Source organism: Micromonospora sp. WMMA1923, assembly GCF_049179195.1.
In the GTDB taxonomy this organism is placed as follows: Bacteria; Actinomycetota; Actinomycetes; order Mycobacteriales; family Micromonosporaceae; genus Micromonospora; species Micromonospora yangpuensis.
This window is the reverse complement of the sequence record NZ_JBMHLZ010000001.1, coordinates 3,057,053-3,071,525: the sequence shown is the minus strand read 5'-3', so window position 1 is coordinate 3,071,525 and position 14,473 is coordinate 3,057,053. Positions and strand designations below refer to the sequence as shown.

Here is a 14,473-nt window from a genome sequence, read left to right as displayed (position 1 = left end):
CGGGTGTCGCCGGTCAGCCGGCGGCCTGGAAGGCGCGGCCCACCACGGTCGGGTCGGTGGCGCTGCGGAACAGCCCGGTGCGGTCCCGGTCGGTGGCCGGCAGCCCGAACCAGGCGTACCGGTGCACATAGGAGGTGTCGCCCAGCATCTTGGTCGCACCGGTGAGGAACGCGGCCTGCTGTGCCTGGGTGGGGAACCGGGCCTGCCCGCCGGCGAAGTCGATGAGCGCGAACTCGGTCAGCCAGATCGGCAGTCGGTACCGGGCGTACACGTCGGCCAGGTACCGCTGCAGCTGTCCGACCGCCCGCTCGGTGACGAAGTCGCCGCCGTACCAGTGCAGGGCGATGAAGTCGACCCGGTGGCCGCGCGCCTTCGCGCCGGACATGAAGCGGTCCAGCCAGCCGCCCGGGTCGGCCCCACCCCAGGCGACGGCCGGGCTGCCCAGCCGACTACCGGTGGCCATCAGCCGGGGCCACAGGTCCAGCGCCTGTTCCACGCTCATGTTGGACTGTTCGGCCAGGTCCGGTTCGTTGAAACCGAGCAGGTACGGCCCGGACCGGCGGGCCTCGGCCAGCGCCTTGTCGGTCACGCTGCCGGGCCCCCAGATCATCGGCACGAACTCGACACCGGCGGGTGGGGCGATGCCCTCGTGACCGCTGCTCCAGGTGTAGTACCACTTCGCCCCCGACGCCGCGAGGGCCTTCTCGGCCCCGTCGAAACGCCAGGCGGCCACCCCCTTCTTGGCGCTGGTGAACCGGGGCGCGGGCGGCGGGTCGGAGCGGCGTACCGACGGTGGTGGCGCGACGGTACGCGGTACCGGTGCGGCGGTGGTGGGCAGTCGGGACGGACTGGCCGAGGTGGTGGGCGAGGCGGTGGCGACCGGGGTTTCGGCCGGGGCGTCGGTCGGGTCGGTGGTCGGGTCGGTGGTCGACACCGGACCCGGAACCTCCCGGACCTCGAACGGCGGGGCCGCGCCGAGCGTCGTGGCGGCCGGGGCCGGTTCGGTGGGCCGGGCGGCGGCCAGCAGGCCGCCGCCCAGCAGGCCACCGCCCAGCAGGACCGACGTGACCGCCGCGGCGGTCAGGGCCAGTCGAGCCCAGGGTCGGTTGATGAGGCTGTTCTCCATGCCTGCATGACGGACGGGACGGGGGAACCGTTCAAGGTCTTTCCCGCCGGCCGGGTCCGGGCCTGGGCCCCCCTGGGCCGTTGGACTCACGCCCGCCCGGACACCGGTTGGCTAGCGTCCGTCCCGAACGCAGGTGGATCATCCAGGAGAGGACGGCTGCGGTGGACAGCGAGGGATGCCCGGATGTCCGGGCGGCAAGCGACACCGACGCGCAGCGGGAACGCCGGATGCGGGCGGTCTTCTCGGCCAACGCCCGGCCGCTGTACTACTTCCTTCTGAAGTTGACCCACGGCCAGCGTGAACTGGCCGAGGACCTGGTGCAGGAGACGATGCTGCGGGCCTGGCGTCGGCTGCCGGAGCTGCCCGAGGATCCGGAGCTGATCCGCCGGTGGTTGTTCGTCGCGGCCCGCTACGTGGCCATCGACGTGGCCCGGGCCCGTTCCGTGCGGCCGGCGGAGGTGTACGGGATGGACGTCAGGTGCGCCCCCGCCCCCGCCGGCGAGTTCGACGAGCTGCTCGACCGGTTCACCCTGGCCGACGCGCTGCGCAAGCTCAGCCCCGAACACCGCACAGTCCTGGTCGAGCTGTACTACGGTGACGCCTCGACGGCCGAGGCGGCCGCCCGGATCGGCATCCCGGCCGGCACCGTACGCTCGCGCTCGTTCTACGCCCTGCGGGCCGCCCGCAACATCCTGGGCGACGTCGAGGCCCTGGCCTGCTGACCCGAGCCCCGACCCGAGGTCGGCCGGGTGGTTCACCGCGCGGCACCGGCGTTGGACGGGTTACGCAGCGACCAGCTCGCGGCGGCCACCGCCACCGGCGAGAGCCAGCCCAGCCCGCTGGCCACCGCGCGGACCGCGCCCAGTACGTCGGCGGGCTCGAACTGGCCGTACACCAGACAGCCGCGGATGGGCCGGCACAGCATCGCCGTGATGGTGGGCCGGTCGGTCGACCCGGTCAGCACGATCACCCGGGACCGCCGGGCCAGGGCCCGCACCAGGTCGGTGCCCTCCGGGGTGGTCACCCGGTCGTCGAGCAGGGTCACCGTGGGGTGCAGCCGGTGTGCCAGCCGTACCGCCTCCCGGCCGTCGCGGGCCAGGCCGAGGACCCGTACCCGCTCACCGGCGTCGAGCACGGTGCGCAGGGCGGTCTGCTCGGACCCGCCGGGGTGCACGATCAGCGCGCTGATCGTGCGGGGCCGGCCGGTGGTGCGGCCGTCGATGTCTCCCGTCGCTGCGGCCGTCGCTGTGTCGCTCATCCAGGTGCCATCCACTCGGCGTCTCGGGCGGGCGGTGCCCGCCGCCCATACAACGATGCCGAGCGCCACCGCGTTCAACCGGCGGCCCGATTTCTCTGCCGACTGCCCGGCCTACTGCCGACCGGTCCACCGGACGACCGCCTCGGTGCGGTTACTGGCCTGGAGTTTGGTGAAGATGTGGTTGAGGTGGTTCTTGACCGTCTTCTCGGTCAGCAGCAGCCGACGGGCGATCGCGGCATTGGAGTGCCCGGCGCAGAGCAGCGTCATGACGTCCTGCTCGCGCGGGGTCAGACCGAAACCCTGCTGGGTACGGCGTTGCTGCTCCTGGCGGTGGACCCCGGCCCGGTCCCGGTCGGCCTGCTCGCGCAGCAGCGCGATGGTGACCGAGGCGCTGCGTGGCGACAACCAGCCCTGGCCGGCGGCGACCGACCGGATCGCGCGCAGCAGTTCCGCCGGGTCGAACTCGCCGTGCACCAGGTAGCCACGGGCCCCGCCGCGCAGCATGGCGGCGATCACCTCGTCGGCGGAGTCGCTGGTCAGCACCAGTACGGCGGCGCGTTCGGCGAGCGTACCGACGACGCTGAGCCCGTCGGCGATGGGCATCCGGTAGTCCAGCAGGATCACGTCCGGCTGCAACCGTTGGGCGGTGGTCACCGCCGTCCGGCCGTCGGCTGCCTCCCCGACGACCCGGACGTCCTCGGCACTGGCCAGATAGCCCTGCAGGGCCATCCGGACGATCGGGTTGTCGTCGACGATCATGACGTCGATCACCGGTGCACCACCATCCCGGACGAAACGTCTCCGACCTGCGCGGGGTCGGGCAGCCGAACCCGCGCCACCACCGCACTGCCCCGACCGGGGCTGGATTCGACGCGCAGCGTACCGCCGACCGCGTGGGCCCGTTCGGTCATGCCGACCACGCCGAAACTGCCTGCCGTGGAAAGTGTGGTCAGCTCGTCGGGCACCACGAAACCGCGGCCGTCGTCGCGTACGGTCAGCACCGCGTGCCCGTCGCGCCGTTCCAGGCGGACCCACACCTCGCGGGCGTGGGCGTGCCGGGCCACGTTCTCCAGCGCCTCGTGCAGGATCTGCGCCAGCTCGTACCGGACGGCCACCGGTGGCTCGACGGGCGCGACCTCGGCCCGGACCGGCACCCGGGTCCGTTGCGACCAGTCCCGGCACATCTGCCGGACGTGCTCGGCGAACGGCCGGTCCAAGGCGTCCCGGCGCAGCCCGGCCAGCAGGTCGCGGGCCTCCCGGATCGCGGTGTCGGCGCCCACGGAGACCGTGCTGGCGAGCTGTTCGGCCAGGTCGGGCTGGCGGCGCAGCAGGCTGGGCAGGGCCACCGCGGCGAACGACACCCCGCGCAACGTCTTGGCCACCGAGTCGTGCAGCTCCCGGGCCAGCCGGGCCCGTTCGGAGGCCGCCGCCGACTGCTGGGCGCTGGTCACCACCGCCACGGACACGTCGATGTAACGGGCCAGGGTGGCGGTCACGACGGCGGCCCCGATGCCGCAGACCACGAAGATCATCGGGAAGGCCAGCACGAACGGCGCGACGGTGGAGGTGGCCGCTCCGGTGCCGGCGGCCTGCAGCAACCTCGTCGCCACGGCCAGGCCGAGCCCCGCGTTGACGATCCACAGCAGTAACCCGTGGTTGCCCAGCAACGCCCCACTGAGTGCGGCGTAGCCGGCGGCGTAGCAGAAGTACGCGAGGCCGCCATCGGTGAGCACCAGGACACCGATCATCAGGACGGCGTCGACGGCCAGCACGCACAGCCGCCAGCGGATCACGGCCGGCCATCGCCCCAGCACGGTGACCTGGGCGACCGTGATGACGGTGACCACCGCGAGGGTGACCACGGTCCACCAGGGATCGTCGACCAGCCGGAAGCCGATGCCGACGGCGGCGTAGGTGAGCACGAGTCGGCCGAGCAACATGGCCCGGCACAGCGCGGCGTAGGCGACGAATCGACTCATCGGGGCCAGGTCAGCTGATGGTGATCTTGTCGATGTCGGGCGGTGGCCCGGTGTCGTTGAAGAAGGTCAGGCTGGTCCGTCCGGCCGGCAGCTCGGCATCGTACCGGAAGGTGCGGGGGACGTCCCAACCGGCACCGGAGACGGCGTGGGTGGTGGGCGCGGCGTCGTTCACGGAGATCTTCAGCTGGCGGTCACCGTCGGTCTGGTAGGTGACGGCGATGGTCCGCCCCCCGGCGGTGGGGTTGGTGAAGTTCACCGTCAGCGTGCCGAGGTAGCGGACCCGGGCCCCGCCGTCGCAGCTGGGGCAGCTGGCCACCTTGGCGCCGCCGCCGAGCACGTTGCCGGGGTCCTCGGCCTGCACGGTGATCGACCGCGACGACGGGGTCGGCCCGGACGTGCGGGTCGGCGTGGGACGGGGAGCCTCGGACCGACCCTCATCCGGCGCCGCCGGCCGGCCCGGCGTGGCCGTCGGCGCGGTCGGGCGCGGGTCCGGGCGGGCCGAGCCGGTGGACTCCGGTGCCGGTGCCCCGGTTTCCGGGACGACACCCGGGGCGCCGTCGGGGACGTACCCGGTCGTCGGAGACTCCGTCCCGGCGGGCGCGGTCTGACCCAGCGGTCGCTCCGGCGGTTGCTCGACGGCCGGGGAGAGCTGCGGCGGGATCACGATGGCAGCCAGCACGATCCCACCGGCCAGGGCGCTGATGCCCACCCAGTGCGGTAGCCGGAGCGACCGGATGGGATCCGGCGGACCGGCGAGCATGCGTGGCACGGGGTCGGCGGTATCGAACACCGTTCTGCTGGGCACCACTCGACTCCCCGTGGTATGAGCCACTCGATTTCCCGTGGGTCTAGCGCGACGAACCGGTAGGACGATTCATCTCACGGTACACCGAATCACCGCTGTCACCGACCTCCACCCAGGGCTCTGACGTGCTGCAACGCGGCACACGCAGAGCGTGTCGAAGTGGGCGTCGAACGTTGCCCGGATGACCGGAACCTGCCCGGTTCGCACCCGGTTCCGCCACGGTGGACCTGGGCCGTCGACCGCGTCGCCCTGGGTCCTTCGCCTCATTCGCCGCGCGGTCGGGCGTGGTTAGCGTTCGCCGGCGTCCAGAACCGACAACCGCTCTCTCGGAGGCTCCATGGGAACCCGGATCTCACCATCGTCCGGCCCGCCGCGCCGCGTACGCCTGCGATACGCCCTGGTGGGGGCCGCTCTCGCCGTGACCGTGGGAGTGGCCTCCTGGACCGCGGTCGGCCCGTTGCGGCTCACCGGCAGTCAGCAGGCCGCGTCGTCGCAGGACGCGCCGGCAGCCGTGACCGAACCGGCACACGAGCACTCCTCGGCGCCCGCCGCCCCGGCCGGACCCGAGCCGACGCAGTCCGCCGCGAAGAAGTCGCCGACCCGGTCGGCCAGCCCGAGCAGCAGCTCCCACCAGGGCAACCACCCGAAGCCCGTGCCCGGCGACTACGTGCTGGCCGAGAACCCGGTCACCGGGGTGACCCCCTCCACCAAGACCCCGCCGCGCAAGGCGCACCGCGAGTTCCAGGCGAACTGCTCGGTCAGCCACCGCCGGGACGACGACCCGATCGTCTTCTTCAACAAGCCGGGCGCCTCGCACAACCACACCTTCATGGGCAACACCACGACGAAGGCGAACAGCACCACCGAGTCGCTGCTGGCCGGCTCGACGCTGTGCCGGGTCCCCGGTGACCGCTCCGGTTACTGGATGCCCACGGTGTTCGACGGCGACCGGGCCATCGAGCCGACCGGCCCGCAGGTCATCTACTACAAGAGCGGGGTACGCGACTACACAAGCGTACGGCCGTTCCCGGTGGGCCTGCGCTACCTGGTGGGCAGCCCGACGACCACCGCCGAGCAGTTCGCCAAGGCCCCCGGTTACCAGAAGGGCTGGGAGTGCGGCGACAGCTACGACAACGTCGACTTCCCCGCCACCTGCCGCTCCGGCAGCCAGCTGAACATCCGGATGCAGGCGCCGAGCTGCTGGGACGGCAAGCACCTGGACACCCCCGACCACATCAGCCACATCGTGTACCCGGTCGACGGCGTGTGCCCGAAGACGCACCCGGTCGCGGTGCCGATGCTCGAGTTCAAGATGGCCTTCCCGGTCAGCGGCGACACGTCGAAGGTCAGACTGGCCAGCGGGCGGGGCTTCACCTTCCACTACGACTTCTACAACGCCTGGGACGCGCCGACCCTGAACGCGTTGGTCACCCACTGCATCAACGCCGGCCGGCAGTGTGACGCCCGGGGCTACTCGCAGTTCGAGCCCGAGGCCGGGGCCGCCCTGGACGAGCACTACCAGGTCCCGGGCAGCCGTAAGGTGCTGGACCGCGGCGGGTGGACCGCCACCGCCTCCGGCGTGAGCCGGGGCAGCGAGCCGGCGAAGATGCTCGACGGCGACCCGCGTTCCCGCTTCACCAGCGGCACCCCGATGGTCGACGGCCAGTCCGTCACCGTGGACATGCGTTCCGCCCGGTCGGTCAGCGGCATCTCACTGCTGTCCAACGGCTCCGACTACGCCCGCCGCTACCAGGTGTACCTGTCCAACGACGGCTCCAACTGGGGATCGCCGGTGGCCAGCGGGCCGGGCGCGGAGACGATCGCCGCGGACTTCGCGCCACGCAACGCCCGTTACATCCGGGTGGTCCAGACCGGTTCGGCCAGCAACTGGTGGTCGGTCGCCGAGTTCGTCGCCTTCACCCGCTGACCACACCCGACCAGGGCGGACGCCCGGCACCGGTCTCGTCGCTTGCGACGGACCGGTGCCGGGCGTCCGTCCCCGCCGGCTCCGGTATCCGCCTGCTCAGCTCGCCGTGCAGGACAACGACGGTACGCCGGTGGCGCCGCTCGACGATCCCAGGAGGCCGAAGGTCGTGCTACCGCCGGCACCTATCGAACCGTTGTAACCGACGTTGCGGGCGGTGACCGTCGATCCGCTGGTGGTCACCGTGGCGTTCCACGCCTGCGTCACCTGCTGTCCGTTCGCGAGCGTCCAGGTCACCGTCCAACCGCTGATCGCCGAGTTGCCGGCGGTCACCCGCACCTCGGCCTGGAAGCCGCCCTGCCACTGGCCGGTAGCCGTGTAGGACGCCGAACAGGACCGCCCGTTCGGCGGCGGGGTCGTCGGCGGCCGGGTGGTCGGCGGGGTGGTGGTCGGTGGCGTGGTGGTCGGCGGGGTGGTCGGGGTGGTACCGCCGACGGCGCTGATGATGGCGTCGATGATGCCCTGCTGGGTGACCGTGACGCTGCTGCGGTTGAACAGCCCGAACCCGTACGCCCCGTTCCAGCCGTTGTCCCAGTAGGCGGTGGCCGCGCCGTACTTCTTGGCGGTGGACACCAGGGTGCGTGCGTAGTCGGCGCGGTACCTGTTGTTCGTCGAGTCGGCCGAGGTCTTGTCGACCGAGCCGTACTCACCGACGAACACCGGGTATCCACGCGAGACGAAGGTGTCGCGCATCTTCTTCAGTTGCGCGTCCATGTGGTCCTGCTGTCCCCAGGTCGACTTCCGGGCCGGATTGGTGGCGGCCGGTCCCCACTGCGTGATGGTGCCGTTCTCCTCGCCGGCGAAGTCCCAGGGGTCGTAGTAGTGCACGGAGATCATGAGCCGCTGCTCGTTGGCGGGAATGGACGGCGACCGGTACTGGTCGGTCGGCAGCACGAAGCCGTAGTTGCCCGCGGTGTAGTCGATGTTGGTGTTCCAGCCGGCGATGAGCAGCCAGCGCGAGGCGTTGTTCCCGCCGGACCGGCGGACCGTGTCCACGAAGATCTGGTTGTAGGCGTTGATGTTCGAGTAGCACGGCTGGGTGGGGTTGCCGTACTGTCCGTCGAACTCCTCGTTCATGGCCTCGAAGATGAGGCGCTCGCTGTAGTTCTGGAACCTGGTCGCGATCTGCTGCCAGACCTTCTGGTACTTGTCCCGGATCGTCGTCTGGTTCGACGAGTCGCAGATCAACCACGAGCCGGTGACGGTCTTGAAGCCGTCACCGTGCATGTTGATCAGCACATACAGGCCGCGACCGTGGGCGTAGTCGACGACTTGCTGGATCCGGTTCAGCCAGGCGGAGTTGATCGTGTAGTTCGGGGCGGACCCGATGTGTCCCAGGTAGGAGACCGGGATGCGGATCGTCTTGAACCCCGCCGCCCGCACCCGGTCGATGAAGGCCTGCGTCACGACCGGGTTACCCCATGCCGTTTCGCTGGGGATCCCGTTGATGTTGGCCTCCAGGGTGTTCCCCAGATTCCAGCCCGCCCCCATGTCGGCGACGAGTTGGGTGGCGTTCACCTGGGTCATGCTGTCGGCCGACGCGGAGCTCGTCATCACGACGGCGGATCCGGCCAGCGCCAGCACGCCGGAAAGTAAGCCGAGCTGGATCTTTCTGAGGGTGGATTTCACCGGTATCTCCCGTCTTCGAGCCAAACCGTCACGCTGGGTTGTCGAAGCGATTCAACGATGTTCGATTGCCCGTACGGACAGTCGATGGGCAGCCAAAGGATAGATGGACATGTATCGACGGGGCAAGGTTGCCGGCAGGGGGCAGCACCGGCCGGTGCGGCCAAGCGGCTAGGCTGACCGGGTGAGGTATGTGCCGGTCGAATCGCGGGGCACGAGCGCGGACGCCCGGGGGAGGGGCTGCTCGTGACGGTCCGGCGGATCGCCCTGGCCGCGCTCACCGCCCTGGTCGCCGTGGTGCTCACCGGTTGTGGTGACCGGTCGGTCACCGGCAGCACGCCGCCGGTGACCGGTGACGGCGGCGGGGCGGCGGTCACCGGCACGGTGACGGTCCTCGCCGCCGCCTCGCTGACCGAGACGTTCACCAGGCTCGGCCGGGACTTCGAGGCCGCCCACCCCGGCACCCGGGTCGTGCTCAACTTCGCCGGCAGTGCCGCCCTGGCCACCCAGATCAACCAGGGTGCGCCGGCCGACGTGTTCGCCTCCGCGGCGCCGGCCAACATGCGTACGGTGACCGAGGCCGGCAACGGTGCGGGTGCCGCGACGGTCTTCGTGCGCAACCAGCTGGTGATCGCGGTGCCGAAGGGCAACCCGGCCGGCGTGCGGGGCCTGGCCGACCTGGCCCGGACGGGGGTGAAGGTGGCGCTCTGCGCCGAGCAGGTGCCCTGTGGCGCCGCCGCGAGGACGGCCCTGGACGTGGCACGGGTGGCGTTGACCCCGGTGACCCTGGAGCGGGACGTCAAGGGCGCGCTGGCAAAGGTGACGCTCGGTGAGGTGGACGCGGCGCTGGTGTACCGCACCGACGCCAGGTCGGCGGCGGCCAAGGTCGATGCGGTGGAGTTCCCCGAGTCCGCCGAAGCCGTCAACGACTACCCGATCGTCGTGCTCCGGCACGCCCCGAACCCCGCCGGCGCGCGGGCGTTCGTCGAACACGTGCGGTCGGACGAGGCGCTGAGGGTGCTCACCGACGCCGGTTTCCAGGCCCCGTAGGCAGTCGTACCGCCAGTGATGTCGATGGGGAACGGCACCGGGACGGTCCCCGCTGGGGGTGCCAGGTCGCGCCGTCGTGCCAGCCGCCAGCGGGTGCCGGTCGCGTTGCTGCTCCCCGCCTGCCTGGGGTTGCTGTTCCTGACGCTGCCGCTGCTGGGGTTGCTGCTGCGGACCCCGTGGACGACGCTGCCGCGCCGGCTGGCCGAGCCGGAGGTGCTGGCCGCGTTGCGGCTGTCGTTGCAGTCGGCCACCCTCGCCACGGTGGTCTGCCTGGTCCTCGGGGTCCCGCTTGCCTGGTTGCTGGCCCGGGTCGAGTTTCGCGGTCGGCGACTGGTCCGGGCCCTGGTCACCGTCCCGCTCGTGCTGCCGCCGGTGGTCGGCGGGGTGGCGTTGCTGCTCGTCTTCGGCCGGCAGGGGCTGGTCGGCGGCTGGCTGGACAGCACGTTCGGGGTCACCCTGCCGTTCACCACCGCCGGTGTGGTCGTCGCCGAGGCGTTCGTGGCGATGCCGTTCCTGATCATCGCCGTGGAGGGTGCCCTGCGCGGTGCCGACAGCCGCTACGAGGAGGCCGCCGCCACCCTGGGCGCGGGCCGCTGGACCACCTTCACCCACGTGACCCTGCCGTTGGTGGCGCCGGGTGTCGCCGCCGGGGCGCTGCTCTGCTGGGCCCGTGCCCTGGGCGAGTTCGGCGCCACGATCACCTTCGCCGGCAACTATCCCGGCACCACCCAGACCATGCCCCTGGCGGTGTACCTCGCGCTGGAGACCGACCTGGACGCCGCGATCGTGCTGAGCCTGATCCTGTTGACCGTCTCCGTCGTCATCCTCGCCGGCCTGCGCGACCGCTGGATCACCACCCGATGACCGGCCTCGACACCGACCGCACCGGCACCGGTCCGGCCCTGCTGGACGGGCACCTCGTGGTGGACCGGGGCACCTTCCGCCTGGACGTACGACTGCGCATCGCCGCGGGGCAGGTGGTCGCGCTGCTCGGCCCCAACGGCGCCGGCAAGACCACCGCACTGCGGGCCCTGGCCGGTCTGCAACCGCTGGCCGGCGGACACGTCACCCTCGACGGGGTCGACCTCGACCGGCCCGACCGGCGCCGGTTCGTCCCACCGGAGCGTCGCCCGATCGGCGTGGTGTTCCAGGACTACCTGCTCTTTCCGCACCTGAGCGCGCTGGACAACGTCGCCTTCGGTCCCCGCCGGCACGGTGCCGACCGGCGTACCGCCCGCGAGCAGGCGGCCGGTTGGCTCGCCCGGGTCGGGCTGGCCGAGCAGGCCCACCGTCGACCCCGCCAGCTCTCCGGTGGTCAGGCGCAGCGGGTCGCGTTGGCCCGCGCCCTGGCCGTACGACCGACGTTGCTGCTGCTCGACGAGCCGCTGGCCGCCCTCGACGCCCGCACCCGGCTCGACACCCGGGCCGAACTGCACAGGCATCTCCACGCGCACACCGGTGCCACCCTGCTGGTCACCCACGATCCGCTCGACGCGCTCGTGCTGGCCGACCGGCTGGTCATCGTCGAAGACGGCCAGGTGGTGCAGACCGGCGACGCCGCGACCGTCACCGCCCGGCCCCGCACCGACTACGTCGCCCGCCTGGTCGGACTCAACCTCTACCGGGGCCACGCCCACGGCCACACCGTCCAGCTCGGCGACGCCGGGCGGGAGACGTTCGCGCTCAGCGCGGTCGACCGGCTCGACGGCGACGCGTTCGTGGTGTTCCGACCCGCCGCGGTCGCGTTGCACCCGCACCGGCCCGACGGCAGCCCGCGTAACACCTGGTCGGCCACGGTCGTCGGGATCCAACGTCACGGCGACAACCTGCGGGTCCAGCTCGACGGACCGATCGCCGCCGTCGCCGACCTGACCCCGGCAGCCGCCGCGCACCTACGCCTGGCCCCGGGCCAGCAGGTGTGGGCGGCGGTCAAGGCGACCGACACGTACGCCTATCCGGCCACCGCGCCACCGGGCACCTGACCGGGACCGCCACCACCGTCCGACCGCTACGACCGGCCGGCGGGGCCGGGTCAGGCGGGGCCGGATGCGCCCTGGGACACGCAGTACACGTCGCCGGAGTTGGCCTCGTGCGGCAACGCGTCCAGGTACGCGGCCATCTCCCGCGCCGTCGCCCAACGCTGGAGGACCAACGACTTGTCGTCACCCGTCGCGACGTCGAAACCGTCCACACCCAGCTCCGTCAACCGGTCCAGACACCGGTGGGCGACCGGGCGGGCGATCGTGGTGAACTCGAAGGAGAGGGCGGGCAGCGTACGGCTCAGGCCGGCCAGTACCTGGTCCTCGAAACCCTCCACGTCGATCTTGGCGAAGGTCGGCACACCGTACCGGTCGATCAGGGTGTCGACGGTGACGACCGGTACCTCGATCTCGGTGTCCCACACCTCGTCGGCCCACCCGCCCGCGCCCTCGGCGGCCCGGACGAAACCGGCCGAGACGGTCGACACGGTGGGGTTGGCGGAGTTGACGTGCAACCGCGCGGTGCCGGGTGCCGCCCCGCACGCGGCGTCGACAAGCGTCACCTGGTCGTCGTCGGCGTAGAGCGTCCGTAGCACCCGCAGGCAGGACGGCTGCGGTTCCAGGGCCACGACCCGGGCACCGAGGCGACGGAAGCAGGCGATGTGGTCGCCCACGTGTGAGCCGATGTCGAAGACGAGATCACCGGTGGCGACGAACCGGGAGTAGAAGGCGTCCATCCGGGCGTCCCGCGCGCGGTCGCCGTAGTAGACCTCCAGCGACCGGCTCAGCAGCGCCGTGGCGGGATCGTTCTTCAGTGCCGCGATCCTGCCGGCGAAGGTGTCGGTCAACTTGCTGTGTTCCGATCCGTGCGGTGGGTGGTCGGTGGTCGGGCTACGGGCCGAAGGCGGTCAGGAAGCGGTCCCGGAAGGCGTCCATCCGCCAGACCGGGGCCTGCGGGCCGGGCTTGAGTCCATCCTGCCAATCCCACCCGGAGATCCGGTCCATGACGGCCCGGTCCCGGGCGACGATCGTGATCGGTACGTCGTGACTGGGGTTGTCGCCGGTGACCACCGGGGCGGGCTGGTGGTCACCGAGGATGACCAGGACGAGGTCGTCGTCGCCGTAGGTCTTGACGTAGGAGATGAGCGCGCCAAGCGTGTACTCGACGGACTCCCGGTAGTCCGCCCGGATCCGGGCCAGTCCACGCCGCTCGTCGCCCTTGCCGTCCCCGGCGGTGCCCTTGAACACCGCGCCGCCGGCGTCGATGTGGGCCCAGTCGACAAGCGGCGGCACCGGCGTCCAGGGGGAGTGGCTGGACACCAGCGACAGCTCCGTCATCACCGGCGGCCCAGCCGGTCGGGCCTGCTCCAGCCGCCGCCAACTGGCAAGCGTGTACTGGTCGGGCATCGTGCCGAAGCTGAACTTCGGGCCCCGGTAGGCCAGCTTGTTGGCGTCGTAGAACCGCTCGTAGCCGTAGAAGGCCCCCTCCGGCCACGCCTTGGTGACCGCGGGCATCACCCCCACGGTCTGCCAGCCGGACCGCCGGAAGGCGTCCCCGAGGGTCATCCGGTCGGTGGTCAACAGGGTGCTGTGCCGCTGCTGGTTGTCGATCCAGAGCCCGGAGAGCAGGGTGGCGTGGGCCAACCAGCTGCCGCCGCCGATCGTCGGCGAGGTGAGGAAGCCGCTGCGTGCGGTGAAACCGGCCGCGCCCAGCTCCCGGGTGCCGGTGTCCAGGAGCGCGCCGACCTGCGGGGCGAACTCGGGGTCCTCGACCGCGTCCCGGCCGTAGCTCTCCACGAAGGCGAAGACCACGTCCTTGCCGCGCAACGCGGTCAGGAGCTGGTCGCCGGGGGTGTCCCGGAACGGGTCGGCATCCAGCGCGGCGGAGAAGCTCTCCCGGTCGTCGGCGCTCTGCCGGATCTGAAAGGCGTGGCCGTTGGCCAGGGTGGTCGCGGAGGTGTCCGCGACCGGCACGCCCGGGGCCACCTGCACGCCGAACGCGGCGCACGCCACCCAGACCACCACCAGCGTCGCGACGGCCCGGGTGGTGCCGGTGTGGTGCCGGACCACCAGGCGGGTCAACCGCAGCATCGCCAGCGCGAGCAGGACCGGCAGCGCGATCGCCAGCAGCGCCAACGCGACCGCGATGCCGATCGCGGCGGGGCGGCCGTAGGACTCGGTGAGGTAACCGAAGGCCGGGCCGAAGAGCGTCCAGTCCAACGCCAGGTTGAACGCGCGGCTCCATGACGCGGAGAAGCCCAGGTCGAGCAGCTTCAGGATGCCCAGCAGCCCCAGTGCCACCCCGACGAGCACGGCGACCAGCCGGCGCGGGCGCGGCGGCAGGGCGAGCAGCACGGCGACGACCAGCAGCGCCTCCAGGGGCAGCCGGACGAAGGCCGCCGGGGTGAGCCGGCTGTAGTCGTGCGGCGCGGTGAGCACGAGCACCACCAGCAACCCGGCCAGGGCGGTCAGCACCGCCGCCGGCAGGGAGCGCCGGCCCGCGGTCCCGGCGTCGTGCTCGTCGGCCGGGGCCGCCGTCGGCTCGGCTGCCTCGTCCGGGCGCGCGTCGTCGGGTGCCGCCCGCCCGCCGTCGCCCGGCAGCCGACGTACCCGCGTCGAGAGTGACAACCTGCCCCGCCCTTTCGGAGAATCGTGGTGGCGCCGCG

The 14,473-nt window shown here is 71.9% G+C and carries 13 protein-coding genes; 5 read left to right on the top strand and 8 right to left on the bottom strand.

Annotated elements, in window-relative coordinates; translation table 11 throughout:
* Positions 1 to 13 precede the first annotated feature (13 nt).
* The gene (locus ACN28G_RS13840; protein ID WP_421479296.1) at positions 14 to 1,126 is read right to left on the bottom strand and encodes a glycosyl hydrolase; all 1,113 of its coding nucleotides are present in this window, start codon (positions 1,124 to 1,126) and stop codon (positions 14 to 16) included.
* Positions 1,127 to 1,287: 161 nt separating this feature from the next.
* On the opposite strand from ACN28G_RS13840, the gene ACN28G_RS13835 reads away from it, so the two are divergent.
* Positions 1,288 to 1,848, top strand: a complete 561-nt coding sequence (locus tag ACN28G_RS13835) for a sigma-70 family RNA polymerase sigma factor (RefSeq protein ID WP_139135707.1) — start codon at positions 1,288 to 1,290, stop codon at positions 1,846 to 1,848.
* Positions 1,849 to 1,880: 32 nt separating this feature from the next.
* Here ACN28G_RS13835 and ACN28G_RS13830 read toward each other — a convergent pair whose 3' ends face one another.
* The 4 genes from ACN28G_RS13830 to ACN28G_RS13815 form a co-directional block, all read right to left on the bottom strand.
* On the bottom strand, positions 1,881 to 2,384 hold the full coding sequence (locus ACN28G_RS13830) for a hypothetical protein (RefSeq protein ID WP_421479295.1): 504 nt from the start codon (positions 2,382 to 2,384) through the stop codon (positions 1,881 to 1,883).
* A 111-nt stretch (positions 2,385 to 2,495) separates the two neighbouring features.
* Positions 2,496 to 3,155 carry a response regulator gene (locus tag ACN28G_RS13825; RefSeq protein WP_217628838.1) on the bottom strand — a complete coding sequence of 220 codons (660 nt, stop codon included), beginning with the start codon at positions 3,153 to 3,155 and terminating at the stop codon, positions 2,496 to 2,498.
* Positions 3,152 to 4,363, bottom strand: a complete 1,212-nt coding sequence (locus ACN28G_RS13820) for a sensor histidine kinase (RefSeq protein ID WP_091439729.1) — start codon at positions 4,361 to 4,363, stop codon at positions 3,152 to 3,154. Before ACN28G_RS13820 ends, ACN28G_RS13825 begins: the two co-directional genes overlap by 4 nt.
* A 10-nt stretch (positions 4,364 to 4,373) precedes the next feature.
* Positions 4,374 to 5,132 (bottom strand): hypothetical protein, encoded by a 759-nt coding sequence (locus tag ACN28G_RS13815; protein WP_139135705.1) that lies wholly within the window; start codon positions 5,130 to 5,132, stop codon positions 4,374 to 4,376.
* A gap of 454 nt (positions 5,133 to 5,586) precedes the next feature.
* Here ACN28G_RS13815 and ACN28G_RS13810 point away from each other — a divergent pair, with 454 nt between their 5' ends.
* A complete protein-coding gene (locus tag ACN28G_RS13810; RefSeq protein WP_421479294.1) occupies positions 5,587 to 7,095 on the top strand; it encodes a DUF1996 domain-containing protein in 1,509 nt (502 codons plus the stop codon).
* A 96-nt stretch (positions 7,096 to 7,191) separates the two neighbouring features.
* Here ACN28G_RS13810 and ACN28G_RS13805 read toward each other — a convergent pair whose 3' ends face one another.
* The gene (locus ACN28G_RS13805; RefSeq protein ID WP_229688603.1) at positions 7,192 to 8,781 is read right to left on the bottom strand and encodes a cellulase family glycosylhydrolase; all 1,590 of its coding nucleotides are present in this window, start codon (positions 8,779 to 8,781) and stop codon (positions 7,192 to 7,194) included.
* A 243-nt stretch (positions 8,782 to 9,024) separates the two neighbouring features.
* Here ACN28G_RS13805 and modA point away from each other — a divergent pair, with 243 nt between their 5' ends.
* From modA to ACN28G_RS13790, 3 genes are read left to right on the top strand one after another with little or no spacing between them, the layout of a single operon-like run.
* Positions 9,025 to 9,828 carry a molybdate ABC transporter substrate-binding protein gene (modA, locus tag ACN28G_RS13800; protein WP_421479293.1) on the top strand — a complete coding sequence of 268 codons (804 nt, stop codon included), beginning with the start codon at positions 9,025 to 9,027 and terminating at the stop codon, positions 9,826 to 9,828.
* A gap of 18 nt (positions 9,829 to 9,846) precedes the next feature.
* Positions 9,847 to 10,692 (top strand): ABC transporter permease, encoded by an 846-nt coding sequence (locus tag ACN28G_RS13795; protein WP_421479292.1) that lies wholly within the window; start codon positions 9,847 to 9,849, stop codon positions 10,690 to 10,692.
* Entirely contained in the window at positions 10,689 to 11,810 is a 1,122-nt protein-coding gene (locus tag ACN28G_RS13790; RefSeq protein WP_421479291.1) for an ABC transporter ATP-binding protein, read from the top strand. The genes ACN28G_RS13795 and ACN28G_RS13790 overlap by 4 nt, the downstream gene beginning before the upstream one ends.
* Positions 11,811 to 11,860: 50 nt before the next feature.
* Here the strand turns inward: ACN28G_RS13790 and ACN28G_RS13785 are convergent, their stop codons facing one another.
* Both ACN28G_RS13785 and ACN28G_RS13780 read right to left on the bottom strand, forming a co-directional pair.
* Complete coding sequence (locus ACN28G_RS13785) at positions 11,861 to 12,655, bottom strand: FkbM family methyltransferase (protein ID WP_421479290.1); 795 nt, start codon at positions 12,653 to 12,655, stop codon at positions 11,861 to 11,863.
* A 43-nt stretch (positions 12,656 to 12,698) separates the two neighbouring features.
* Positions 12,699 to 14,435 carry a sulfatase gene (locus ACN28G_RS13780; protein ID WP_421479289.1) on the bottom strand — a complete coding sequence of 579 codons (1,737 nt, stop codon included), beginning with the start codon at positions 14,433 to 14,435 and terminating at the stop codon, positions 12,699 to 12,701.
* Between the last annotated feature and the right edge of the window lie 38 nt (positions 14,436 to 14,473).

Excerpts from the sequence above, each read along its gene's own strand:
- ACN28G_RS13840 (WP_421479296.1), bottom strand. The coding sequence starts at position 1,126 with ATGGAGAACAGCCTCATCAACCGACCCTGGGCTCGACTGGCCCTGACC.
- ACN28G_RS13830 (WP_421479295.1), bottom strand. The coding sequence starts at position 2,384 with ATGAGCGACACAGCGACGGCCGCAGCGACGGGAGACATCGACGGCCGC.
- ACN28G_RS13820 (WP_091439729.1), bottom strand. The coding sequence starts at position 4,363 with ATGAGTCGATTCGTCGCCTACGCCGCGCTGTGCCGGGCCATGTTGCTC.
- ACN28G_RS13795 (WP_421479292.1), top strand. The coding sequence starts at position 9,847 with ATGTCGATGGGGAACGGCACCGGGACGGTCCCCGCTGGGGGTGCCAGG.
- ACN28G_RS13790 (WP_421479291.1), top strand. The coding sequence starts at position 10,689 with ATGACCGGCCTCGACACCGACCGCACCGGCACCGGTCCGGCCCTGCTG.